This window comes from Streptomyces sp. NPDC054863 (assembly GCF_053610825.1).
This window is the reverse complement of the sequence record NZ_JBSGZD010000115.1, coordinates 1-22,893: the sequence shown is the minus strand read 5'-3', so window position 1 is coordinate 22,893 and position 22,893 is coordinate 1. Positions and strand designations below refer to the sequence as shown.

The 22,893-nt window shown below is 70.6% G+C and carries 17 protein-coding genes; 15 read left to right on the top strand and 2 right to left on the bottom strand.

Annotated features, from left to right (window positions below):
• Positions 1–56 precede the first annotated feature (56 nt).
• On the bottom strand, positions 57–1,037 hold the full coding sequence (locus ACWGIG_RS20970) for a hypothetical protein (protein ID WP_453323147.1): 981 nt from the start codon (positions 1,035–1,037) through the stop codon (positions 57–59).
• Between the two features lie 137 nt (positions 1,038–1,174).
• Between ACWGIG_RS20970 and ACWGIG_RS20965 the strand changes: the two genes are divergently transcribed.
• Both ACWGIG_RS20965 and ACWGIG_RS20960 read left to right on the top strand, forming a co-directional pair.
• A complete protein-coding gene (locus ACWGIG_RS20965) occupies positions 1,175–3,811 on the top strand; it encodes a valine--tRNA ligase (RefSeq protein ID WP_453323146.1) in 2,637 nt (878 codons plus the stop codon).
• A gap of 156 nt (positions 3,812–3,967) precedes the next feature.
• The gene (locus ACWGIG_RS20960; RefSeq protein WP_453323145.1) at positions 3,968–5,134 is read left to right on the top strand and encodes a sensor histidine kinase; all 1,167 of its coding nucleotides are present in this window, start codon (positions 3,968–3,970) and stop codon (positions 5,132–5,134) included.
• On the opposite strand, the gene ACWGIG_RS20955 is transcribed toward ACWGIG_RS20960, so the two are convergent.
• On the bottom strand, positions 5,131–6,192 hold the full coding sequence (locus ACWGIG_RS20955; RefSeq protein WP_453323144.1) for a rod shape-determining protein: 1,062 nt from the start codon (positions 6,190–6,192) through the stop codon (positions 5,131–5,133). The two genes, ACWGIG_RS20960 and ACWGIG_RS20955, sit on opposite strands and share 4 nt — an antisense overlap.
• A 130-nt stretch (positions 6,193–6,322) precedes the next feature.
• Between ACWGIG_RS20955 and folC the strand changes: the two genes are divergently transcribed.
• The 13 genes from folC to ACWGIG_RS20890 all read left to right on the top strand — a co-directional run.
• The gene (folC, locus tag ACWGIG_RS20950) at positions 6,323–7,837 is read left to right on the top strand and encodes a bifunctional tetrahydrofolate synthase/dihydrofolate synthase (protein ID WP_453323143.1); all 1,515 of its coding nucleotides are present in this window, start codon (positions 6,323–6,325) and stop codon (positions 7,835–7,837) included.
• 6 nt (positions 7,838–7,843) lie between these two features.
• Positions 7,844–8,182 (top strand): DUF4233 domain-containing protein, encoded by a 339-nt coding sequence (locus tag ACWGIG_RS20945; RefSeq protein ID WP_453323142.1) that lies wholly within the window; start codon positions 7,844–7,846, stop codon positions 8,180–8,182.
• A 483-nt stretch (positions 8,183–8,665) separates the two neighbouring features.
• Positions 8,666–9,079 carry a nucleoside-diphosphate kinase gene (gene ndk / locus ACWGIG_RS20940; RefSeq protein ID WP_453323141.1) on the top strand — a complete coding sequence of 138 codons (414 nt, stop codon included), beginning with the start codon at positions 8,666–8,668 and terminating at the stop codon, positions 9,077–9,079.
• Between the two features lie 330 nt (positions 9,080–9,409).
• Positions 9,410–10,429, top strand: a complete 1,020-nt coding sequence (locus ACWGIG_RS20935; RefSeq protein ID WP_362410885.1) for a rod shape-determining protein — start codon at positions 9,410–9,412, stop codon at positions 10,427–10,429.
• Positions 10,430–10,577: 148 nt separating this feature from the next.
• Positions 10,578–11,627, top strand: a complete 1,050-nt coding sequence (mreC, locus tag ACWGIG_RS20930) for a rod shape-determining protein MreC (RefSeq protein ID WP_453323140.1) — start codon at positions 10,578–10,580, stop codon at positions 11,625–11,627.
• 12 nt (positions 11,628–11,639) lie between these two features.
• Positions 11,640–12,305, top strand: coding sequence for a rod shape-determining protein MreD (gene mreD / locus ACWGIG_RS20925; RefSeq protein ID WP_453323139.1), 666 nt, complete (start codon positions 11,640–11,642; stop codon positions 12,303–12,305).
• Positions 12,302–14,521 (top strand): penicillin-binding protein 2, encoded by a 2,220-nt coding sequence (gene mrdA, locus ACWGIG_RS20920; RefSeq protein ID WP_453323138.1) that lies wholly within the window; start codon positions 12,302–12,304, stop codon positions 14,519–14,521. The genes mreD and mrdA overlap by 4 nt, the downstream gene beginning before the upstream one ends.
• A gap of 1 nt (position 14,522) precedes the next feature.
• On the top strand, positions 14,523–15,725 hold the full coding sequence (gene rodA / locus ACWGIG_RS20915; RefSeq protein ID WP_453323137.1) for a rod shape-determining protein RodA: 1,203 nt from the start codon (positions 14,523–14,525) through the stop codon (positions 15,723–15,725).
• 94 nt (positions 15,726–15,819) lie between these two features.
• Complete coding sequence (locus ACWGIG_RS20910; RefSeq protein ID WP_453323136.1) at positions 15,820–17,334, top strand: CYTH and CHAD domain-containing protein; 1,515 nt, start codon at positions 15,820–15,822, stop codon at positions 17,332–17,334.
• 141 nt (positions 17,335–17,475) lie between these two features.
• On the top strand, positions 17,476–19,401 hold the full coding sequence (locus tag ACWGIG_RS20905; RefSeq protein WP_453323135.1) for a TIGR03960 family B12-binding radical SAM protein: 1,926 nt from the start codon (positions 17,476–17,478) through the stop codon (positions 19,399–19,401).
• 308 nt (positions 19,402–19,709) lie between these two features.
• Positions 19,710–21,071: a hypothetical protein gene (locus ACWGIG_RS20900; RefSeq protein ID WP_453323134.1), complete on the top strand. Its 1,362-nt coding sequence runs from the start codon at positions 19,710–19,712 to the stop codon at positions 21,069–21,071.
• A gap of 533 nt (positions 21,072–21,604) precedes the next feature.
• Entirely contained in the window at positions 21,605–22,417 is an 813-nt protein-coding gene (locus ACWGIG_RS20895; protein ID WP_453323133.1) for a TIGR03936 family radical SAM-associated protein, read from the top strand.
• A gap of 228 nt (positions 22,418–22,645) precedes the next feature.
• A partial coding sequence (locus ACWGIG_RS20890; protein WP_453323132.1) for a hypothetical protein occupies positions 22,646–22,893 on the top strand: 248 nt, incomplete at its 3' end.

The window sequence follows — 22,893 nt, the reverse complement described above, 5'->3', positions numbered from 1 at the left end:
GGGCCCGCCCGGTTGATCTCAACCGGACGGGCCCTCCTCGCTGTTGACCGGACGGGTCACTTCTTGACGCGGACGTCCTGGCGGAGCTTGGCGAGCAGGTCGGCCGCCGCGTCCATCGAGAGCGGCTGCTGCGGGTCGACCGCGCTGCCCGCGGCGAGGGTGCTGTAGTCCGCCCAGGCGCAGATGTAGTTCTCCTTCATCTGCTTGGTGGCCGGGTCCGGAACCTGGACGCCCTGGCACTTCATCAGGGCGTTGTCCAGGCTGGCGGGGGACACGTTCTGCGGGGTGCCGACCAACTGCGGCTTGCCCTTCTTCCCCGCGTCCTTCTGGGCGCTGAGCCGCACCGACTCGAAGTAGGACTTCAGCGCCTTCTCCGGGTCCTTGACGGTGCCGTACGCACCATTGAAGTTGAGCCTCTTGGCCTTGTTGACGGCTTCCATCGACGAGGGGTCGGTGGGGCTGAGCTTGGAGGTGTCGAGCGTCGTGTAGGCGGTGCCCGTCATCGTGAAGTCGGTGACCCCGGCCGTCTCGTAGACCTTCTTCGACTCCTCGTCGCCCTTCGACACGGGAACCTGCTTGGGGTGCTTGTACTCCCCGCCCAGCACCGCCTCCGGCGTCGTCAGCCTGTGCGGGCCGTCGTCCTTGATGCCGTTGAAGAACAGGAAGTACGCGCCCGCCCCGGCCGCGACCACGACCACCGCGAGGCCGACGATCAGGCCGGTCCTCTTCTTCTTCTTCGGGGCCTCGGGGGAGCCCGGGTACGGCTGCTGGCCGTAAGGGCCCTGCGGCGGCTGCTGCCCGTACGGAGGCTGGGGCTGCTGCCCGTACGGGGGCTGCGGCTGCTGACCGTACGGCTGCTGCTGCGGGGGAGCCTGCTGCGGGTAGCCGTAACCCTGCGGCGGCGGCGCCTGCTGGGGGTAGCCGTAACCGGGCTGGCCCTGCGGCGGCTGCTGGCCGTACGGGCCGCTCTGGCCGCCGTACGGGTTCGGCTGCTGCGGCTGCTGGCCGCCGTACGGGCCGGGCTGGTTGTAGCTCATGTACGGAGTTCCCCTCCAGATGCTTATGCGTCGCGAACATCCTGGCCGACGGGTGTGACACACGGGCTTCCGGGGGCCGGACTGTTACCTAATAAACGCGTTTCGGAGCGGTACCCGCAGGCCCTTAAACTGGCCGTGTGACCGAGAACTCTCAGACTCCGCAGCCCGCATCCGCCCCCGCTGTGCTTGATTCAAGCTTGCCGACGACCTACACGCCGGCCGCTGTAGAGGGGCCGCTGTACGAGCGCTGGGTAGAACGCGGTTACTTCACGGCCGACGCGAAGAGCGACAAGCCCCCCTTCACTGTCGTCATCCCGCCGCCGAACGTCACCGGCAGCCTGCACCTGGGCCACGCCTTCGAGCACACGCTGATCGACGCCCTCACCCGCCGCAAGCGCATGCAGGGCTTCGAGACGCTGTGGCAGCCCGGCATGGACCACGCGGGCATCGCCACCCAGAACGTCGTCGAGCGCGAGCTCGCCAAGGACGGCAAGTCCCGCCACGACCTGGGCCGCGAGGCGTTCGTCGAGCGCGTCTGGCAGTGGAAGGAAGAGTCCGGCGGCCAGATCTCCGGCCAGATGCGCCGCCTCGGCGACGGCGTCGCCTGGGACCGCGAGCGCTTCACCATGGACGCGGGCCTGTCCACGGCCGTCCAGACCATCTTCAAGAAGATGTACGACGACGGCCTGATCTACCGCGCCGAGCGCATCATCAACTGGTGCCCGCGCTGTCTGACGGCGATCTCCGACATCGAGGTCGACTACCAGGACGACAACGGCGAGCTCGTCTCCATGAAGTACGGCGAGGGCGAGGACACCATCGTCGTCGCCACCACCCGCGCCGAGACGATGCTCGGCGACACCGCCGTCGCCGTCCACCCGGACGACGAGCGCTACGCCCGCCTGATCGGCACGCAGATCAAACTGCCGCTCACGAACCGCAGCATCCCGGTCGTCGCCGACACCCACGTCGACCCCGAGTTCGGCACCGGCGCCGTCAAGGTGACCCCGGCGCACGACCCGAACGACTTCGCCATCGGCCAGCGCCACGACCTGGAGACCATCCAGGTCCTCGACGAGCGCGGCATCATCATCACCCCCGGCCCCTTCCAGGGCCTGGACCGCTTCGAGGCCCGCTCCGCGATCGTCGCCGCCCTGCGCGCGGAAGGCCGGATCGTCGCCGAGAAGCGCCCGTACGTCCACTCCGTCGGCCACTGCTCCCGCTGCAAGACGACGCTGGAGCCGCGCCTGTCGATGCAGTGGTGGGTCAAGGTCGAGACGCTCGCCAAGGCCGCCGGCGACGCCGTCCGCGACGGCCGCGTCAACATCCACCCCGCCGAGCTGACCCCGCGCTACTTCGACTGGGTCGACAACCTCAACGACTGGTGCATCTCGCGCCAGCTGTGGTGGGGCCACCGCATCCCCGTCTGGCACGGCCCGAACGGCGAGATGGTCTGCGTCGGCCCGAACGACGAGGCGCCCACCGGCGAGGGCTGGCACCAGGACACCGACGTCCTCGACACCTGGTTCTCCTCCGGCCTGTGGCCGTTCTCGACCATGGGCTGGCCGGAGCAGACGGAGTCGCTGGAGAAGTTCTATCCGAACTCCGTCCTGGTCACCGGCTACGACCTGATGTTCTTCTGGGTCGCCCGGATGATGATGTTCGGCCTGTACGCCATGGGCGACGTCCCGTTCCGCACCATCGCCTTCCACGGCATGGTCCGCGACGAGAGCGGCAAGAAGATGTCGAAGTCCAAGGGCAACGTCGTCAACCCGCTGGACTGGATGGACAAGTACGGCTCCGACGCCGTCCGCTTCACCCTGGCCCGCGGCGCCAACCCGGGCGTCGACGTGCCCATCGGCGAGGACTGGGTCCAGGGCTCCCGCAACTTCGCCAACAAGGTCTGGAACGCCACCCGCTTCGCGCTGATGAACGGCGCCACGGTCGAGGGCGAACTGCCCGCGCCCGAGCAGATGACGGCCACCGACCGCTGGATCCTGTCCCGGCTGAACACGGTCGTCGCCCAGGTCGACGCGCTCTACGACGACTACCAGTTCGCCAAGCTGTCCGACGCCCTCTTCCACTTCGCGTGGGACGAGGTCTTCGACTGGTACGTCGAGCTCTCCAAGACGACCTTCTTCGCGGAGGGCGAGCAGGCGAAGGTCTCCGCCCGGGTCCTGGGCGAGGTCCTGGACGTCACCCTGCGCCTGCTGCACCCGATCGTCCCGTTCGTCACCGAGACGCTCTGGACGACCCTCACGGGTGGCGAGTCCCTCGTCGTCGCCGACTGGCCGGTCGACTCGGGCTTCCGCGACGCCGCCGCCGAGCAGGAGATCGAGCTCGTCCAGCAGGTCGTCACCGAGGTCCGCCGGTTCCGCTCCGACCAGGGTCTCCAGCCCGGCCAGAAGGTCCCGGCCGAGCTCACCCTGACCGGCACGGCGCTCGCCCCGCACGAGGCCGCCATCCGCCAGCTCCTGCGCCTCCAGCCCGCGGGCGAGGGCTTCCACGCCACCGCCTCGCTGCCCGTCGCCGGTGCCACGGTCGCCCTCGACCTCTCCGGCACCATCGACGTCGCCGCCGAGCGCAAGCGCCTCACCAAGGACCTGGAGGCCGCCAAGAAGGAGGTCGCCCAGGCGAACGCCAAGCTCGGCAACGAGGCGTTCCTCGCCAAGGCCCCCGACAACGTCGTGGACAAGATCCGCGGCCGGCTGACCAAGGCCGAGTCCGACATCGCGCGCATCACCGCACAGATCGAGGCACTGCCCGCCCAGTAGGCGTACGCACGACCACGGCGAGGGCCCCGCACCGAACGGCTGGTGCGGGGCCCTCGCCGTACCTCGACGGCTGCCCCCGTTACGAGTGCCTCAAATCACTCGTAACGGGACAGAAGTCCGTCGAACCAGGGCGAAAGTCCCTGCATCATGGAGCGTATGCACGACAAGCCCGCCGCCTCGCCGGTACACCGGGCCCGGGCGGCCGGCCGACGCCTCCTGGAACGCCCCGCGGTCCACCGGCACACCCTGGACCTGCTGGTCCCGCTGATCTGCTTCGGCCTGATGCTGCTGGACGTGCCCGGCCTGGCGGAGGCGGACAACGCCCTCAACCGCGTCTCCGCCACCGCCGTCCTCGCACTCGGCGCGAGCTCGCTGCTGCTGCACCGCCGCTTCCCCTGGATCCCGTACGTCGTCGCACTCGGCCTGCTCGGCTGGCTGCACGAACTCACGCTGATGCAGTTCGCCCTGTACAAGATCGGCCGCTACCGGGGGAGGATCCCCGCGACCCTGGCGACGCTCGGATACGTGGCCTTCGCGTACGTGCTGTTCCTGCTGCAGAAGTGGCCCCAGAAGCAGGCCGACACCCTCATGGAGTTCCTGAGCCTCGTCGTGCCCATCGGCGTCCTCGCCGCAGGCGTCGGCGTCGCCGCGAACCGCCAGGACCTCGTACGGGAACTGGAGGTCCAGAAGGGGCACGCGGCCGGGCTCAGGGCCGTCCAGCAGGAACGCCTGTCGGTCGCCCGCGACGTCCACGACTTCGTGGGGCGGGAACTGACCCTGCTCGCCGTACGGGCCGAGGTGCTGGCCGTACGGGCGCGGGGCGAGGCCCACCAGAAGGACTTCGACGAGCTGGCCGACACCGCCCGCAAGGCACACCGCATCCTCAACGAGATCATCGTGCAGCGCGCCCAGGAACGGGACGCCACCCCCGGCATCGAGGCCCTGGCCGTGCTCGCCGTCGAGGGGGAGCGGGCGGGCAGCCCGGTGGTCCTCGACATCGACGGCCGGGCCACCGCACTGTCACCCCTGCGCCAGGCAGCCGTCTACCGGGTCGTCCAGGAGTGCCTCACGAACGCCGTCAAGCACGCGCCGGACGAGGCCGTACGGGTACGGATCACGCTCGACGGCGTACACCTGCGCATCGAGGTGTGCAACGACCTGCCCGGCACGGCGCCCGCCAGGCAGCCCGTGTCGGCGGGCACCGGCACCTTCTCGATGGAGGAGCGGGTACAGGCCATGGGCGGCACCCTGGAAGCGGGCCACCACGACGGGCAGTACCGGGTCGTCGCGGTGCTGCCCGCCGGGGTACGGGCCTTGCGCTAGCTCGCCTTCAGGAGCTTCTGGAGGTTGTCGAAGTCCTCCACGCACTTGCCGGAACCCAGCGCGACACAGTCCAGCGGATTGTCCGCGACGTACACCGGGATGCCGGTCGCCGCCGCGATCCGCAGGTCGAGACCCGGCAGCAGGGCGCCGCCGCCGGTCAGCACGATGCCGTGCTCCATGACATCGCCCGACAGCTCCGGCGGGCACTCCTCCAGCGTGGTGCGCACCGCCGCGATGATCGCCTCCACGGGCTCGTCCAGCGCCGCCCGCACCTCCGCCACCGAGAGATCGAGGGACATCGGCAGACCGCCCACCTTCTGCCGGCCCCGGATCGTGAACGTCTCCTGCTCCAGCTCCGGACGCGCGGGCACCGGCCACGCCGAACCGATCGCGACCTTGATGTCCTCGGCGGTGCGCTCGCCGATGAGCAGCCGGTGCTCCTTGCGTACGTAATCGGTGATCGCGGTGTCCATCCGGTCGCCGCCGACCCGCAGCGACTGCGCGGTCACGATGCCGCCCAGCGAGATCACGGCAACCTCCGTCGTGCCGCCGCCGATGTCCACCACCATCGAACCGCGCGCCGACGACACCGGGAGACCCGCGCCGATCGCCGCCGCCATCGGCTCCTCTATGAGGTGCACGGCGCGGGCCCCGGCCCGGTCCGCGGCGTGCACGATGGCCCGCCGCTCCACCGGCGTCACGCCGCTCGGCACGCAGACGACCATGCGGGTGCGCGGGCGGCGGCCCGGGACCGCCTTGCGGACGAAGTGCCGGATCATCTCCTCGGCCGCCTCGTAGTCGCTGATCACGCCATCCTTGAGGGGGCGGATCGCGGTGATGGAACCAGGGGTGCGGCCGATCGTTTCCTTGGCCTCGGTGCCGACGGCCAGCGCCGTCGTCGAACCGGCCTTCACCGCCACCACGGAGGGCTCGTTGAGGACGATGCCGTGCCCCCGCATGTACACCAGGGTGTTCGCCGTACCCAGGTCGATGCCTATGTCCCGGCTGTCACGGCCGCTCCGGCTGCGCGGGGCAGCCTTCGTCGTCTCGTCGCTCACTCGATATCCTCCCGAATCGTGATCTACCAGGGTCACACACTCGTTCGGTATGGAAGGGATAAATAGTCCCTGCGGTGGGTGGGCGAAGGGCCTGTCCGCCGTTGTCGTACCTCCTCCGTAGACTGGCGGAGTGAGCGACCTCCCCCCGAACGACGACCATGCTGACGACCACGCTTTCGAAGAGATCGTGGAGGCCGAGACCGGCCGCGATCCCGACCTCGCCGTCATCGAGGCCGGCAGCCGCACCCTGCGAACCCAGGGCGGCGCCCCGGCCGACGACGGCGTGCCCGCCAGGCCCGCCGACCCGGAGGTGGACAAGGCGCTGCGCGCGGTCGAGACCGAGCTCGCGGGCCGCTGGGGCGAGACCAAACTCGAACCCTCCGTCACCCGGATCGCCGCCCTGATGGACGTCCTGGGCGAGCCCCAGAGGGCGTACCCCTCCGTCCACATCACCGGTACCAACGGCAAGACCAGCACCGCCCGCATGATCGAGGCCCTCTTCGGCGCCTTCGAGCTGCGCACCGGCCGCTACACCAGCCCCCACGTGCAGTCGATCACCGAGCGCATCAGCCTGGACGGCGTACCGATCAGCGCCGAGCGCTTCGTGGAGACGTACGAGGACATCAAGCCGTACGTCGAGATGGTCGACGCGTCGCAGGACTACCGGCTCTCCTTCTTCGAGATCCTGACCGGCATGGCGTACGCGGCCTTCGCCGACGCACCCGTGGACGTCGCGGTCGTCGAGGTCGGCATGGGCGGCACCTGGGACGCCACCAACGTCATCGACGCCACCGTCGCCGTCGTCACCCCGATCTCCCTCGACCACACCGACCGGCTCGGCACGACGCCCGGCGAGATCGCGGGCGAGAAGTCCGGGATCATCAAGCAGGACGCGACCGTCGTCCTGGCACAGCAGCCGGTCGACGCGGCGCAGGTCATGCTGAAGAAGGCCGTCGGGGTCGACGCGACGGTGGCCCGCGAGGGCATGGAGTTCGGCGTCGTCGCCCGCGAGGTCGCCGTCGGCGGCCAGCTGATCACGCTGCGCGGACTCGGCGGGGAGTACGAGGAGATCTTCCTCCCGCTCCACGGCGCCCACCAGGCACACAACGCGGCCGTCGCGCTCGCCGCCGTCGAGGCCTTCTTCGGCATCGGCGCGGAGCACACCCGCACCCTGGACATCGACACCCTCCGCAAGGCCTTCGCCTCGGTGACGTCCCCCGGCCGGATGGAGGTCGTCCGGCGCAGCCCGACCGTCGTCCTGGACGCCGCGCACAACCCGGCGGGCGCTCGGGCTGCGGCGGAGGCGGTCGGCGAGGCGTTCAGCTTCAGCCGGCTGATCGGGGTCGTGGGCGCGAGCGGCGACAAGGACGTGCGAGGGCTGCTCGAAGCCTTCGAGCCGATCTTCGCCGAGGTCGTCGTGACGGCCAACTCGACCCCGCGCTCCATGGACGTCGACGAACTCGCCGCGATCGCCGTCGAGGTCTTCGGCGACGACCGCGTCCAGGTCGAGCCCCGGCTCGACGACGCGATCGAGGAGGCCATCACACTGGCCGAGGAGGACGGCGAGTTCTCCGGCGGCGGCGTGCTGGTCACCGGGTCCGTCATCACGGTCGGAGAGGCCCGGCTGCTGCTGGGGAGGGGCTGAGTTCCTGTGCGTACGCTCTGTGCTTCGACGCTGATCGGCGAGTTCTTCGTGATCGGCTTCGCCGGGCTCGTCGCCATGAAGTCCGACGGCCTGTCGATGGCCACGGTCTGGACCGTGTGCGGCATCGCGATGCTGCTGTCCGTGCTGCTGTGCGGAATGATCACGCGGCCGGGAGGGCTCCAGCTGGGCTGGGCGCTCCAGGCCGGACTGATCGTCAGCGGCTTCTGGGTGCCGCTGATGTTCTTCCTGGGCGCGGTCTTCGGCGGGCTGTGGTGGGCGTCGATCCACTACGGCCGGAAGATCGACGAGGCAAAGGCACGGTGGGCGGCACAGGCGGAGGCATAGCGCCCTCAAGGGGCGCGGGGCTGTACGGGACATGCGGCTCCGCCGCGTGGGCGCGACCAGCCACGACGCATCCGCGGGAATCCACTCCGCCCGGACGGGCAACTCCGGGGTCCGGGCGAAGCCCGGGGAACGCCGAGGAACGGTGGAAGGGCGGAGAGGGGCACGGCGCCGCAGGCAACGCCCGCCCCCGCCTGTCGCAGGCAAGGCCCGCCCCCAACCCCCCCCGGCGGCCCCCCCCCCCCCCCCCCCCGCCCCGCCCCCGCCGGCCCCGCCCCCCCCCCCCCCCCGGGCGCCAGGAATGGCGCTCCCCTACCCCCCCCCGGCCGCCGGCGACGCCCGCCCCACCACACCCCCGCCCGCACCCCACCCCCCGCGCCTGACGCTGCGTAACAGGTCCCCCGTACGGCCCTGTAATCTGCGACCCACCGCGTCCGTAGCGCACCCGCACACCCGCACACCCGCCACACCCAAGGAGCCCGCACCGTGACCCAGCGCACCCTCGTCCTGCTCAAGCCCGACGCCGTCCGCCGCGGACTCATCGGCGAGGTCATCGGCCGTATCGAGCGGAAGGCAGGCTGGACGATCAGCGCGCTGGAGCTGCGCAGCCTCGACCAGGACACCCTCGAAGCGCACTACGGCGAGCACAAGGGCAAGGTCTTCTACGAGCCCCTCGTCACCTTCATGTCGTCGGGTCCGATCGTCGCCCTCGTCGTCGAGGGCGAGCGCGTCATCGAGGGCGTACGCCAGTTGGCCGGTCCGACCGACCCGATTGCCGCCGCTCCCGGGTCCATTCGGGGCGACTTCGGCACCATCGTCCGCGAGAACCTGATCCACGCCTCGGACTCCGAGGAGTCCGCCGAGCGCGAGCTGAAGCTGTTCTTCCCGGGTCTCGTCTGACCCGAGCGACCCATGCGCCCGCCGACGCGATGTCAGCCGAACAGCGCCGCATGTCTGGGGCGACCGAAGTAATTCGGTCGCCCCTCGGCATATGCGCAGCGACGGAGGGAACGCATCCCCCCGACACCGCGTCACCATGGGTGAGGCGGGTAGGTGTTCCGCCCACAATGGCGAAGGACCCTCGCGCGGCGACCGCACATGCAGCACTACGATGGAAGTCACCGCGCCCGCAGCATCCGGCGCACCACCCACTTCGCCTACCGACACAAGCCATCGCACGCTCCACTCGGGAAGGCCCGACGCATCCTCATGGGGAAGAAGAGGGAACCAATGTCGTTCATCGGCCGTGATATGGCTGTCGACCTCGGGACCGCCAACACGCTGGTGTACGTCAGGGGTAAGGGCATCGTGCTCAACGAGCCCTCCGTCGTCGCCATCAACACCAACACCGGCGGCATCCTCGCCGTCGGTTCCGAGGCGAAGAAGATGATCGGCCGTACGCCCGGCAACATCGTTGCCGTACGGCCCCTGAAGGACGGCGTGATCGCCGACTTCGAGATCACGGAGCGGATGCTCCGCTACTTCATCCTGAAGATCCACAAGCGCCGCTACCTCGCCCGCCCGCGCGTCGTCGTCTGCGTGCCCTCCGGCATCACAGGGGTCGAGCGCCGCGCCGTCATCGAGGCGTCCACGCAGGCCGGTGCCCGTCAGGTGCACATCATCGAGGAGCCCATGGCCGCGGCCATCGGTTCCGGCCTGCCCGTCCACGAGGCCACCGGCAACATGGTCGTGGACATCGGCGGCGGCACCACCGAGGTCGCCGTCATCTCGCTCGGAGGAATCGTCACGGCACAGTCGATCCGCGTCGCGGGCGACGAGCTGGACAACGCGATCATCCAGCACATCAAGAAGGAGTACAGCCTCCTCCTCGGTGAGCGGACCGCCGAGCAGATCAAGATCACCATCGGTTCGGCGTTCGACCTCGACAAGGACGAGCACACCGAGATCCGCGGCCGTGACCTGGTCTCGGGCCTGCCGAAGACCGTCGTGATCTCGGCCGCCGAGGTCCGCAAGGCCATCGAGGAGCCGGTCAACGCGATCGTCGACGCCGTGAAGACGACGCTCGACAAGTGCCCGCCCGAGCTCTCCGGCGACGTCATGGACCGCGGCATCGTCCTCACCGGTGGCGGCGCCCTGCTTCGCGGCCTCGACGAGCGGCTGCGCCGCGAGACCGGCATGCCGATCCACATCGCGGAAGACCCGCTGGACTCCGTCGCCCTCGGAGCCGGCAAGTGCGTGGAGGAGTTCGAGGCGCTCCAGCAGGTGCTGGACGCCCAGCCGCGCAGATAGCAGGACGCACCACCAGTGCCCGGGGCCACCTGCCGGCCCCGGGTGCTGCAGAAGAAATCCGCCGTACGGGGCCCTGTCGTCCCGTGCGGCGGATCGTTGATATACACGCATACGCATTTTTCCGACGAGGAAGGCACGGCCGTCGCACGTGAGGGACACACGAGAGAGCCGGCTGCTCCTGGTGCTGCTGATCGCCGTAGCGTTCGCGCTGATCACGGTCGACATCCGCGGCGGCGAACAGTCACCCGTCGACGGAGCCAGGCAGGCCGCCGCCGCCGTCTTCGGACCGGTGGAGAAGGGCGTCGCCACCGCCGTCGACCCGATCGGCAACGCGATCGGCGCGGTACGGGACTCCGGCGACAGCCACGACCAGCTCAAGGCGCTGGAGCGGGACAACCAGGAACTCAGACTGCGGCTCGGCAGCGACGACCGCAACCAGAGCCGGGTGCGCGAGCTCGACGGCATGCTGAAGAAGGCGGGCGCCGGACAGTACGGCATCAAGGGCGCCGAAGTCATCGCCATAGGAGCGTCCCAGGGCTTCTCCTGGACCGTCACCATCGACATCGGCAGCAACGACGGCGTCAAGCGCGACATGACCGTCCTCAACACGGACGGACTCGTCGGCCGCATCACCACCGTCGGCCCCGGCACCTCGACCGTACTGCTCGCCAACGACCCCAAGTTCACAGTCGGCACGCGCATGGAGAAGACCAACGAGCTGGGCTTCGCGACCGGGCAGGGCGACCGCCCGCTCAGCGTCCAGTTCCTCAACGGCAAGGCCAAGGTCAAGCCGGGCGACCGCCTGGTGACCTTCGGCTCGCGCGCCGCCAAGCCCTTCGTGCCCGGAGTGCCGGTGGGCGAGGTCGTACGCGTCGACCCGTCCGGCGGCGACCTGACGCGGACCGTCTACGTACGCCCCTACGTCGGCTTCACCAAGCTCGACCTCGTCGGCGTCGTCGTGACGGCCCCGCGCACCGATCCCCGCGACACCGTCCTGCCGAACAAGCCCAAGCCCGCCCCGACGGTCACCGTCACCGTGACGCCGAAGCCCCCGGCCGGCGAGAACAACGGCGCCGCCAACGGCAACAACAACGGCGACGCTGCGAACAACGGCAACAACAACGGCAACGGCGCAAACAACGGCAACGGCAACAACAACGGCGACGGCGCCGCCAACGGCAACGCCGCCGACCAGTAGGAGCTGAACCTGATGCGCTTCAACCGGATTCTGCTCTCCGTCACCCTGGTGGTCGTCGCCCTGGTCATCCAGGTCACCGTCCTCGCCAGACTCCAACTCCCCGGCGCCGTACCCGACCTGACACTCCTCGTCGTCCTCGGCCTGGCCTTCGTCTACGGACACGTCAGCGGCGCCCTCATCGGCTTCGGCGCCGGCCTCCTCGCCGACCTCGCCCCGCCCGCCGACCACGCCGCCGGCCGCTACGCCCTCGTACTCTGCGTCATCGGCTACCTCGCAGGCCTCGCCAAGCCCGAGAACGGACGGCTCCGCTCCGCCACAGGACCGATGCTCGTCGTCGTGGCCGCAGCACTCGGCTCCACCCTCCTGTACGCGGGGGTGGGCGCCCTCGTCGGCGACACCGCCGCCCGCCACGTGGGCCTCGGCGGACTGCTGTTCACCGCCGCGCTGTACGACCTGCTGCTCGCCCCGTTCGTCGTCCCCGGCATCATGGCGCTCGCCAGGCGCGCCGAGAACGACCCGCTCTCCGAGTCCTCCTCCGGCGGCGCCGACGTCTCCGCCGGCTGGCTCTCCTCCGGCACGGGGCTGCGCATCGGCGAGCAGAAGAGCGGCCTGCGCCTGCGCGCCGCCCGCTCCAGGGCCTCCAAGGCCGGACGCATCAAGGGAGTGAAGCGCCTGTGACCAACATTCCGGAGACCGGCCGGACCCCCCGGGTCACGATCCGGCTCATCGTCCTCCAGGTCCTCGTCTTCTCCCTGCTCCTCACCCTCGGCGGGCGCCTCTGGTACCTCCAGATCCGCAACGGCGACGAGTACACCGACGAGGCGAAGAACAACCACGTCCAGCAGGTCGTCCAGCCCGCCGTCCGCGGCTCCCTCCTCGACGCCCGCGGCGTCCCGCTCGCCGACAACGAGACCAAACTCGTCGTCTCCGCGTCCCGCACCGAACTCATGAAGATGAAGGACGACGGCGCAGCGGTCCTCACCCGCCTCGCCGACATCCTCGACATGGCACCCAAGGACGTCACCGACAAGGTGCGGCTCTGCGACGCCAAGACCCCGCAGCCCTGCTGGAACGGCTCCCCGTACCAGCCGATCCCGGTCACCAACAAGGCCACCACCCAGCAGGCCCTCCAGATCCGCGAGCGCGCCGAGGACTTCCCCGGCATCACCGCCGAGCCCACCGCGGTCCGCCGCTACGCCGCCCCCGGCAAGGCCAACACCGCCCAGGTCCTCGGCTACCTCTCGCCCGTCACCGACGCCGAGATCGAGAAGGCCAAGGACTCCGAGTCCCCGTACCTGCGCTCCGACCAGGTGGGCCGCTCGGGCCTGGAGCGGATGTACGACAAGGACCTGCGCGGCAAGGCCGGGGTCACCCGCTACGAGGTCGACAACCTCGGCCGCGTCATCGGCCTCGCCAAGGCGGACAAGGCCGAGCCCGGTGCGAACGTCGTCACCAGCATCGACGCCCGGGTGCAGGCCGTCGCCGAGTACGAACTCCTCGACGCGATGAAGGAAGCCCGCAAGGGGTTCGACAAGAACACCCGCACCAACTACAAGGCGGACGCGGGCGCCGTCGTCGTGATGGAGGCCAAGACCGGCCGGGTCGTCGCGATGGCCTCCAACCCCACCTACGACCCCAACTCCTGGGTCGGCGGCATCTCCGGCAAGGACTACGCGGCCCTCACCGGCAAGGACTCCAACTTCCCGCTGCTCAACCGGGCCATTCAGGCACAGGCCGCACCCGGCTCGATCTTCAAGGTGATCCCGACGACCGCGGCCGTCAACGCCGGCTACGACTTCAACGGCAACTACCCCTGCCCGAGCTCGTACTCCATCGGCGGCCAGACCTTCACCAACTACGAGTCCAAGGGCCACGGCAACATCAGCCTCGGCGGCGCACTCGAAGTCTCCTGCGACACCGTCTACTACGCCCTCGCCCACCAGCAGTGGCAGCGTGACGGCGGCACCAAGCCGAAGAAGAACGCCAAGGACTGGTTCTACAAGACGGCCCACCAGTTCGGCCTCGGCAAGGAGACCGGCATCGACCTCCCCAACGAGGTCGCGGGCCGGGTCCCCGACCGCCAGTGGAAGCAGCGGTTCTGGGCGGCCAACAAGGACGCCTGGTGCAAGCAGGGCAAGAAGGACGGCAGCTTCGTCGAGAAGATCGCCTTCGAGAACTGCATCGACGGCAACCAGATGCGCGCCGGTGACTCCGTCAACTACTCCATCGGACAGGGCGACACCCTCGTCACGCCCATACAGATGGCGTCGATCTACGCGTCCCTCGCCAACGGCGGCACCATCCACACCCCGTCCGTCGGCAAGGCCGTCGTCAGCGCCGACGGCAAGCACGTCAAGGAGATCAAGCCGAAGTCCCAGGGCCGGCTGCCGATGAACGCGAGCACGCACAAACTGATAGACGAAGCCCTCGCGGGAGTCGCCACCCGGGGCACCGCCGCCTGGAGGTTCCAGGGCTGGCCCCAGGACAAGATCCCGATGCACGCCAAGACGGGCACCGCCGAGGTCTACGGCAAGCAGACCACCTCGTGGTTCGCCACCTACACCAAGGACTACTCGATCGTCATGACGATCGCGCAGGGCGGCACCGGCTCCGGCGCCTCAGGACCTGCCGTGCGGAAGATCTACAACGCGCTGTACGGACTGGACGACGCCGGCAAGTTCGACCCGAAGAAGGCCCTGCTGCCGCAGCCGCAGCAGAACCTCCCCAAGATCGAGGCGGACGGCTCCATCGACGCCCCCGCCATCAAGCCGTACGTCCCCGTGCCCAAGGAGCCCGTCGATCCGGTGGAGGCCGCAGGACCCCCGCCGACCGGCCAGGGACGCCCCGGCGCCGGCGGCACCGCGGGCCGCAACGTCCAGCGGGTGGGGGACTGACATGGCGAACAGCACCCACGGCTTCTCCGTCCAGCGGTACGCACCCGAGCGCGGCGCCTTCGCCAAGCTCGCCGCCCGCGACTCCCTCGTCCGCAGGCTCGACTGGCCCCTGCTGCTCTCCGCGATCGCCCTGTCGGGCCTCGGCGCGCTGCTGGTGTGGTCGGCGACCCGGGGCCGTGACTCGCTCACGCACGGCGATCCGTACTACTTCCTCTTCCGGCACCTGCTCAACACCGGCATCGGCTTCGCCCTGATGATCGGCACGATCTGGCTCGGCCACCGCACCCTGCGCGGCGCGGTGCCGATCCTCTACGGGCTCTCCGTCGTCCTGGTGCTCGCGGTGCTCACCCCCCTGGGCACCACCGTCAACGGTGCGCACGCGTGGATCGCGGTCCCCGGCGGCTTCTCGCTCCAGCCCTCCGAGTTCACCAAGATCACGATCATCCTGGGCATGGCGATGCTGCTCGCCGCCCGGGTCGACGCGGGCGACCAGGCCCACCCCGACCACCGCACGGTGCTCAAGTCGCTGGGCGTCGCCGTCATCCCGATCATGATCATCATGCTGATGCCGGACCTCGGCTCGGTCATGGTCATCGCCATGATCATCCTGGGTGTGCTGCTGGCCTCCGGGGCCTCCAACCGGTGGATCTTCGGCCTGGTCGGCGCGGGCGTCCTGGGAGCCGTCCTGGTGGCCGCCCTCGGCCTCCTCGACGAGTACCAGATCAACCGCTTCGCCGCGTTCGCCAACCCGAACCTCGACCCGGCGGGCGTCGGCTACAACACCAACCAGGCACGCATCGCGATCGGCTCCGGCGGACTCACCGGAACCGGCCTCTTCAAGGGCTCGCAGACGACCGGCCAGTTCGTCCCGGAACAGCAGACCGACTTCGTCTTCACCGTGGCGGGCGAGGAACTCGGCTTCCTCGGCGCGGGCCTGATCCTCGTCCTCCTCGGCGTCATCCTGTGGCGCGCCTGCCGCATCGCCCGCGAGACGACCGAGCTGTACGGCACGATCGTCGCGGCGGGGATCATCGCCTGGTTCGCCTTCCAGTCCTTCGAGAACATCGGAATGACCCTCGGCATCATGCCGGTCGCAGGCCTCCCGCTCCCCTTCGTCTCGTACGGAGGCTCGTCGATGTTCGCGGTGTGGGTGGCGATCGGGCTGCTGCAGTCCATCAGGGTGCAGCGGCCGATGACCGCATAGGCGCCGACCGCCACCGGCCCTCCGACCGACGACGGCACGGGCGCCGCCCGCCGGGCCTCTGTCTGAAGGCCCGCATCGCGTCTAGATTCATGTCATGGCGGACACCAAGCGCGAGATCGAGCGGAAGTACGAAGCCACCACGACCGACACCGAGGGCCCGCCCCGGCTGCCTGACTTCCTCAAGGTGGCCGGGGTTTCGTCCGTCGAGGACAAGGGAGTCGTCGACCTCGACGCCGTCTACTACGACACCGCCACCCTCGCCCTCGCCGCCCACGCGATCACCCTGCGCCGCCGCACCGGCGGCGACGACGCGGGCTGGCACCTGAAACTCCCCGTCTCCCCGGACGTACGCGACGAGATCCGCGCCCCGCTGGGCACGGCCGGCGAAGTACCGCGCACCCTGTCCGCCCTCGTACGGGCGCGCACGCGCGGGGAGCCGCTGGTGGCGACCGTACGGCTCAAGTCGTCGCGGCGGATCCGCCACCTCCTGGACGGCGTCGGTGAGCTGCTCGCCGAGGTGAGCGTCGACGCGGTGACGGCCGAGCGGCCGGGCGACGGCGAGCCGCGCACCGCCTCCTGGACGGAGATCGAGGTGGAGCTCGCCGACGACGGCGACCCGGCCTTCCTGGACGCGGTGGAGAAGAAGCTCCGCAAGGCGGGCGTGCGGCCGTCCCCGTCGGCTTCGAAGCTGGCGCGGGCACTGGAGGAGACGGGCGGCGGACCGGTCCGCGGAGAGGTCGTGGACGACGGCACGGCGGGTGCGCGGGTACTCGCGTACGTACGGACACAGGCCGAGGCCGTCGCCGCGTACGACCCGGCGGTACGGCGGGACCTGCCGGACTCGGTGCACCAGCTGCGGGTGGCGACGCGACGGATGCGCAGCGCCTTCAAGACCTACCGGAAGGTCCTGGACCGCACGGTCACCGATCCGATCGGCGACGAACTCAAATGGCTGGCGGGCGAGCTGGGCGTCGACCGCGACCAGGAGGTCCTCGCCGCCCGCCTGACCGCCCGCCTCTCCGCCCTGCCCCGCACCCTGCTCCTCGGGCCGGTACGGGGACGGCTGCGGATCTGGTCGGTGGCACGCAGGAGCGGATCCAGGCGACGGACCCTCGCCGTCCTGGACTCCCGGCGCTACCTGGAACTGCTGCGGTCCCTGGACGCACTGCTCGCGGACCCGCCGCTGCGGAAGGCGGCGGCGAAGGACGCGGCTGGGGTACTGCGCGCCGCGCTCGCCAAGGACCACGCCCGCCTGGCCGACCGTACGGAACACGCACTGTCCCTCGCCCCGGGCGGCGAACGGGACGTCGCCCTGCACGAAGCCCGCAAGGCCGCGAAACGCCTCCGCTACGCGGCGGAATCGGCGCGCCCGGTCCTGGGCAAACCGGCGAACCGGCTGCGCAAGCGGGTCAAGGACGTCCAGACGGTGCTCGGCGACCACCAGGACAGCGTGGTCGCCCGCACCGAACTGAGAAACCTCGCGATCCAGGCCCACGCGGCGGGCGAGTCGGCCTTCGTGTGGGGGTTGCTGTACGGACAGGAGGAGGCGGTCGGAGCGACTCGGGAACGGGAGCTGGGGGAGGTGTGGGCGCGGGTGCCCGGGGTGTGACCCGGCCCGTCCGGTGGGCGAGGGCGCCGCGGGACCGCCCGCGCACCTGCCCTCGCCCCCCGGCAGAGCCACCCGTGCAAACCCACCCCCGACCCGAGTTAGGCTTGAGGGTCCCCCTGCCCGCTCATGAGAGACACCGCGATGCCTGTTGAGTCGGTCTTCCCCCGCCTGGAAGCCCTCCTGCCGCATGTGCAGAAGCCCATCCAGTACGTCGGCGGTGAGCTGAACTCCACCGTCAAGCCGTGGGAGAGCTGCGACGTCCGCTGGGCGCTCATGTACCCGGACGCGTACGAGGTCGGGCTGCCCAACCAGGGCGTGATGATCCTCTACGAGGTGCTCAACGAGCAGGAGGGCGTCCTCGCCGAGCGCACCTACAGCGTCTGGCCCGACCTCGAAGAGCTGATGCGCAAGCACGACGTGCCGCAGTTCACGGTCGACGCCCACCGCCCGGTGAAGAGCTTCGACGTCTTCGGACTCTCCTTCTCCACCGAGCTCGGCTACACGAACATGCTGACCGCGCTCGACCTGGCCGGCATTCCCCTGAACGCCGCCGACCGCACCCTGGACGACCCGATCGTCCTGGCGGGCGGCCACGCGGCCTTCAACCCCGAGCCCATCGCCGAGTTCATCGACTGCGCGGTCATCGGCGACGGCGAGCAGGCCGTCCTCGACATGACGCAGATCATCCGGACCTGGAAGGCGGAGGGCCGCCCCGGCGGCCGTGAGGAAGTCCTCTTCCGCCTCGCCAGGACCGGCAATGTCTACGTCCCCGCGTTCTACGACGTCGAGTACCTCGCGGACGGCCGCATCGCCCGCGTCGTACCGAACAAGTCCGGTGTGCCGTGGCGCGTCTCCAAGCACACCGTCATGGACCTCGACGAGTGGCCCTACCCCAAGCAGCCCCTCGTCCCGCTCGCGGAGACCGTCCACGAGCGGATGTCCGTCGAAATCTTCCGCGGCTGCACCCGCGGCTGCCGTTTCTGCCAGGCCGGCATGATCACGCGCCCCGTGCGGGAGCGAAGCATCACCGGCATCGGCGAAATGGTCGAGAAGGGCCTGAAGGCCACCGGCTTCGAAGAAGTCGGTCTCCTCTCGCTCTCCTCCGCGGACCACACCGAGATCGCCGAGATCGCCAAGGGTCTCGCCGACCGCTACACGGAGGACAAGGTGGGCCTGTCCCTCCCCTCCACCCGCGTCGACGCGTTCAACGTCGACCTCGCCAACGAGCTGACCCGCAACGGCCGCCGCTCGGGCCTCACCTTCGCCCCCGAGGGCGGCAGTGAGCGCATGCGCAAGGTCATCAACAAGATGGTCTCGGAAGAAGACCTCATCCGGACCGTCTCCACCGCGTACGGCAACGGCTGGCGCCAGGTGAAGCTGTACTTCATGTGCGGCCTGCCCACCGAGACCGACGAGGACGTCCTGCAGATCGGCGACATGGCGGTCAACGTCATCGCCGAGGGCCGCAAGGTCTCCGGGCAGAACGACATCCGCTGCACCGTCTCCATCGGCGGCTTCGTGCCCAAGCCGCACACGCCGTTCCAGTGGGCGCCGCAGCTGAGCGCCGACGAGACCGACGCGCGCCTCACCAAGCTCCGCGACAAGATCCGCGGCGACAAGAAGTACGGCCGCTCGATCGGCTTCCGCTACCACGACGGCAAGCCCGGCATCGTCGAGGGCCTGCTCTCCCGCGGCGACCGCCGCATCGGCTCGGTCATCCGCGCCGTCTACGAGGGCGGCGGCCGGTTCGACGGCTGGCGCGAGTACTTCTCGTACGACAGGTGGATGCAGGCCGCGGCCAAGACGCTCCCCGCCCACGGCGTCGACGTCGACTGGTACACCACCCGCGAGCGCACCTACGAAGAGGTCCTGCCCTGGGACCACCTGGACTCCGGCCTCGACAAGGACTGGCTCTGGGAGGACTGGCAGGACTCGCTCGACGAGACCGAGGTCGAGGACTGCCGCTGGACACCGTGCTTCGACTGCGGCGTGTGCCCGCAGATGGACACGTCCATCCAAATCGGTCCTACGGGGAAGAAGCTCCTTCCCCTGTCGGTCGTCAAGTAGCGCACGCGGTACGGAGGTCCGGCCGGGAGACACACCCCGGCCGGACCTTTTCGCGTCCCGGCACGGCGCGGGACCGCATCCGAACGGACCGCTGAGGCGTCCTGGAGGGGAAACGGGGGAGAGGACCGGAAATGGACCTTGAGAAGCAACGGGCACAGCCACGGACACAGCCACGGACACAGCCGTCGCCACAGGCCCAGCCAGGGCCGGAGCTCCAGCCGCAGCCTGAGCCCCACTCACAGCCTGAGCTCCAGTCACAGTCACGGGCCCAGCAGGAAGGCTGTCTGACGGCCTTCGTCAGGATCCCGGTGCGGATCGTGGTCCTGGTCCTCGTCCTCCCCGTACGCGTGGTGTGGGACCTGCTGCGCACGGGCGGCGAACTGGTCCGGCGGACAGTGACGCGCCTGGGGCACGCGCTGTGCGTGACGCCCTGGGTGTGGCTGTACGGAACGGTCCTCACGCCGCTCGGCCACGGCCTGCGGTGGCTCGGCCGGGCGGTGTTCGTCACTCCGTGGGCGGCACTGTGGCGACACGTTCTCCGCCCGCTCGCCCGCAGCCTCTATGAGGTGGTGCTGACGCCGGTGGGTCACGGCCTGCGGTGGCTGGCCGCGCTGCTGGGCGTACGCATGTGGGTCGCGCTGTACCGGCACGCGCTGACGCCCGCCGGGCACGCCCTGCGGTGGCTCGGGCGGAACCTGGGCGCCGGGCTGGCAGCCTGCGGGCGTGGGGCCCGGGCGGCCGTGGTCCTGTGCGTGATGCGGCTCGGCGTCGCGCCTCTGGTGTGGCTGTACCGGTCGGCGCTGACGCCGGTCGGGCACGGGCTGCGGTGGCTGGCGCAGCGGACGGGTGCGGCTGCGACAGCCCTGGGGCGCGCGCTGTGGGCGGGCGTCGACTGGTGCGTACGGACGCTGCTGGTGACGCCGGTGGTGTGGCTGTACCGGTCGGTGCTGACGCCGGTCGGGCAGGGGCTGCGGTGGCTGGCGAAGGGGGTCGGCGCCGGGTGCGGGTGGTGCGTACGGACGCTGGTGGTGCGCCCCGTGGTGTGGACGTACCGGCGGCTGCTGACGCCGCTCGGCCACGGCCTCACCTGGGCGGTGCGCGGCTTCGGGCACGGGGTGGCGTGGGTCGTGATGACGCTGCTGGTGCGGCCGGTGGTGTGGCTGTGCCGGGAGATCCGGGCCGCGCTGGGAATCTGCTGGCAGGTCGCCGGATACGTGTCGCGGGCACTGGGCCGGGGCGTGAAATGGCTTGCCCACCAGCTCGTGGGGCGGCCGGTGCGCTGGGTCTACCGGAGTGTGTTCACCCCGGTCGGGCACTGGCTGCGCGACGGCGTGTGGCGGCCCGTGAAGCGGGCGGCCGTCGCGGCGGGCCGGGGCGCGGCCGGGGCCGGCCGGGGCGTGAGGGACGCGGTGCGGTCGGCGGGGCGGACGGCACGGCAGGTGGTGCGGGAGGCGAGGGCTTCGGTCCGGGAGGCGCGGAGGGGAGCCTGGCGGGCGTTGGTGGGAGGTGCGGGGCCGGAACGGGGTCCGGCTCCCGCTCCGGTTCCGGCCGCGGCTCCGGTTCCGGCTCCGGTCGCGGCCTCGGTCTTGGCTCCGGCCCCGGTTGCTGCTTCGGGGGAGCGGGTGCCGGGGACGGTGCTGGTCAAGGGTGCCGGGCCGGAAGCGAAGTAGGAGGGTGCGGTGGCTGTGCCGGTGCGGGTGGGCGGGCCGCTTCGCGGAACGGCCGCCTGCGCCGCCGGTGGTGGGTGGCCCGGGTTGCGTCCGGTGGACGGGTTGCGTCCGGTGCGTGGACTGCGTCCGGCGGGCGGGCTGCGTCCGGTGCGTGGACTGCGTCCGGTGCACGTGCTGCGTCCGGTGCACGGGCTGCGTCCGGTGCACGTGCTGCGTCCGCGCGTTCTCAAGCGTCGGACGGGCTGAGGACCTCGCGCGGAGCACACCCCTTCCGCGGCCCGTCCGTCCTCGCGACCGCCCGCCCCGGGAACCATCCCCGTCCCCGGCGCGTACTCTGGGTAGTACAACGACTGCCCCCGGCGCAGCACCCGGCCCCGAGACCTCCCTGCTCAGCGCAGCGGAGGACCGGACGGGAACCGCCGCGCGGGGACACCCCCACAGGCCTGTGGGCGCGCGGAAGACGCGCCGCCCCGCACCGAGGAGAAGAACCACTGGGCAAGCGACAGCCCGAAGGCCCGCCGCCCGCACCGGCGGTGCAGCGCATCCGACTGCGCTACACCAAGCGAGGCCGCCTCCGGTTCACCAGCCACCGTGACTTCCAGCGCGCCTTCGAGCGGGCCCTGCGCCGCGCCGCGGTGCCCATGGCGTACTCGGCGGGCTTCACCCCGCACCCCAAGGTGAGCTACGCCAACGCCGCACCCACCGGCACCGGCTCCGAGGCCGAGTACCTGGAGATCGCGCTCACCGCACCCCGCGACCCGCAGACCCTGCGCCGACTGCTCGACGAGTCGATGCCCGACGGCCTCGACATCATCGACGCGGTCGAGGCCCGCACCTCGGGCCTCGCCGACCGGCTGACCGCCTCCATCTGGGAGCTGCGGCTGAACGGAGTGACGCAGGAGGACGCGGCCAAGGCCGTCGAGACCTTCCTCGCCGCCGAGACCGTCGAGGTCCAGCGCCGTACGAAGAACGGCATGCGCAGCTTCGACGCCCGCGAGGCCGTCGTCGAGATGGCGTCCGTACCGCTCGCCGAGAGCGTCGCCCGTCCACAGGGGGAAGCGGGCGATAGGCCCGCGGCGGAGCCCTGTGCGATACTGCGGCTGGTAGTGCGGCACATGACACCCGCCGTACGACCCGACGACGTCCTTTCCGGTCTCCACGCTGTGGCCGACCTGGCGCCGCCGGTCCCCGCAGCGGTGACCAGGCTGGCGCAGGGGCTTCTCGACGAGGAGTCCGGATCGGTGACCGACCCGCTCGCGCCCGACCGCGAGGCAGTGCAGACAGGCTCTACCACAGCCCCCGCACCCGCCGCCGCGAAGGCGCCTGAAGGTTCCGGTTCCGCTTAGGGCGGTCGTTGCAGCGCAGCCCTGGTACTCGGGAGCCACCTGGGTCGGGCCGCGTACTTAACCGGACTTTCGCCAGGCCGTACGTCTTCGTACGTACGGAACCGGCGAGCTAGAGATCAGCTCCCGTGCGGCGCCCGCGCCCCGGACGGTGGCCCCGCGCTCCGCGCGTGGGCCGCGGCCGGACCGGATTCAGGCGCGGCGCCCGGGAGCGCGACGGGAGAACCCCGCATGCTTGAGCCGATCGACCCCGCTGAGGCCGAGAACACTTCGCCCAGCGACACACTGCCGCCGCGCCGCAGGCGCCGCGCGGCCTCGCGTCCCGCAGGACCCCCCGGGGCCGGCGCGACCCAGCCGGACCAGTCGGATGCCGCCAAGACCGTAGAGGCCGCGGCTCCGGCCATACCGGCCGGAGAGGGTGCCGTGACCGACACCACTGACCACACCAACAACTCCGACAACACCGGCGAGGGCGCACC